A 2,561-nucleotide genomic window follows, 5' to 3' on the forward strand; every position below is an offset into this window, starting at 1 on the left:
ACTCGCAATAGATTGGTGGTGAGCGAATTCAGTTCCACCGCGCCGTTCGCGCCGACCACGACCGTGCCGCCGATATTGGCCAGCCGCCCGCCGATCACGCAGTTGGGTTCGAAGGCGAAGGTCATGCCCTCGGCCAGCGGCAGATCGGTACCGATGGTGGGCACCTCGGCCAGCAGGCCGTACTCGGCGGCCTCGGGCAGTTTCCGCATACCCTGACCGAAACCGCACACGGTGCCATAGGGATTCATGCCGTGGACCAGCGGATGAATGTTCCAGCCGCCCGCCGCGTCCAGCGGAGCCTTCATGGCGTCCACCACCTGACCGAAAGTATTGCCGGGCCGCAACATCGCCAGTCCGGCGTCGTAGGAAGCGCGAGCCACCTGCGCCGCGGTCTCGATATCCGGATGCACCTCACCGACCGCGATGGCGACCTGGTGCTGGGTTTCACGCATGCCGAACTGACAGAACACCTCCGCCAGAATTACGTCACCGTCCTCGATGACCCGCGGGGCCTGCGGGCGGTAGGACCAGACCGGCGGACCCCAGCAGGCGAACCCGGGCCCGGACTGGATGAGCATGCCCGGCGCGACCGTGCCCAGCCGAAAGGATTCGGCCATGCCGGCGGCATACACGTCGGCCTCGGTCACCCCGGGCGCGGTGGCCTTCACCATGGCGGCCGCCATGGCCTCGCCGATTTCGGCCGAATGCCGCAGTACCGCAAGCTCTTCCGCCGACTGAGCCAGGGTCCGCAGCAGGAACGGGAACCACACCGGCTTGAACTTCACCTGCGGCAGCTGCTGCAGGACCGCCGTCCACAGCCCGTACGGCATGATCGGGTTGAAGTGGAACGGCGGGTACGGCTCGAGGCCGATCACGCCGACCGCCGACCGTTCCAGCCCATGTTCCTTCAGCACATCGACTACACCCTGAGCGTGCTTGGCCACCCGCATGTTTCGCGGTTCGGTCCAGCAGGCCTCGCCGCGGCGGCGGGCCTCGATGTGGTCTGCGATATGCATGGGCGACCACACCAGCGAGATGGGGTCGGCGTCACGGGGGAAGACCACGATCGCGCCGGGCCGCTCATTGGTGAAGTAGACGTCCGGCACGAACGATGCCGGGCCGCCGTTCTCGTGCTCGCCGTAGATCACCAGGGCGTCGACACCCTGCTCGTCCATCAGCTCGCGGGCCAGTGCCCAGCGTCGATCGCGTTCGCTCAGCGAGTAATTCGGATGCATACCAGCTCCTGATTTCGATGTGAATTGGCTGGTGATAACGCTATTTCGGTGCGATGCGAATGGATTCAGTCAATCGACCGGTCCGTGATCCGTCACATTCCTTAGGTAGGGTCCGTCGAGTGCTATACGGGCGTGCGGAAGAGTTGGCGCTGATCGATCGGCTCCTGGCGGATGCGAGCACGGGCCGCAGCGGGGCGTTGGTGCTGACCGGGCCTGCCGGCATCGGTAAGACGGCCCTGCTCGACTACGCCGCGGCGCGGGCCGGCGGACTGCGGGTGATTCGCGTGGCCGGAATCGAACTCGAGGCGGAATTGCCTTTCGCCGGCCTGCATCTGCTGCTGCGCCCGGTACTCGATCGGATCGGCGCCCTGCCCGAACCACAGGCCGCTGCCCTGCGCGGCGCCTTCGGCCTGGCCACGGCGGAGACCGGTGACCGGTTCCTGATCGGTCTGGCCGTACTGTCCATGCTCGCCGAACTGGCCGAGGACGGGCCGGTGCTGTGCCTCGTCGACGATGCCCAATGGCTGGACCGATCCTCTTCGGAGGCACTGACTTTCGCCGCCCGCCGACTGCATCACGAGGGCGTTTTGCTGTTGTTCGCCGTGCGCGGCACCGCCGCCCACCCCGTGGCCGGACTGAGTACACACGAACTGAGCGGCCTGGACCGCGCGGCCGCCGCCAGCCTGCTGGACGAGCGATACCCCGAACTCGCGCCACCGGTGCGCGCCCGAATGCTCGCCGAAACCGAGGGCAACCCGCTGGCCCTGGTCGAATTGCCGTCCGCGCTCAGCGCCGAACAGCGCACCGGCACCGCCCCGGCCGTACCCTACGACCTCGCCATGCTCCCGCTGTCTATCCGGGTACAGACCGCATTCGGCGCACGCGCCGCCAAACTCGACGAAGCGGCGGGTGCCCTGTTGCTCATCGCAGCGACCGAGCAGACCGGGGAAATCTCGACGGTGCTCGACTCCGCCGCCGCGTTCGGGGCGGGACCCGAGGACCTCGTGGCGGCCGAGAGCTCGGGATTGCTTGTGCGCCAGGGTGATCAGATCAGCTTCCGGCATCCGCTGGTGCGCGCCGCCATCCTACGCGATGCCCCACTGCACCTGCGGCTGGCCGCGCACCGAGCGCTCGCTGAAACACTGTGTCACAGCGGCAGTCCCGAGGCTGCCGACCGGGCGGTCTGGCATCGCGCAGCGGCGGCCACCAGTGCGGACGACACCATCGCCGACGACCTGGAGTCCGCGGCCACACGGGCATACGGACGCGCGGACCATGCCGCCGCCGCCGCGGCCATGGAACGCGCGGCCGAGCTGACCATCCACG

The 2,561-nt window shown here is 68.1% G+C and carries 2 protein-coding genes; one reads left to right on the top strand and one right to left on the bottom strand.

Annotated features, from left to right (window positions below; translation table 11 throughout):
* A partial coding sequence (locus KO481_RS42550; protein ID WP_215924449.1) for a M24 family metallopeptidase occupies positions 1-1,235 on the bottom strand: 1,235 nt, incomplete at its 3' end.
* A 119-nt stretch (positions 1,236-1,354) separates the two neighbouring features.
* Here KO481_RS42550 and KO481_RS42555 point away from each other — a divergent pair.
* Positions 1,355-2,561, top strand: a 1,207-nt coding sequence (locus KO481_RS42555; RefSeq protein WP_215924451.1) for an AAA family ATPase, incomplete at its 3' end; no start/stop codon positions are given.

Source organism: Nocardia albiluteola (genome assembly GCF_018860155.1).
Lineage (GTDB): Bacteria > Actinomycetota > Actinomycetes > Mycobacteriales > Mycobacteriaceae > Nocardia > Nocardia albiluteola.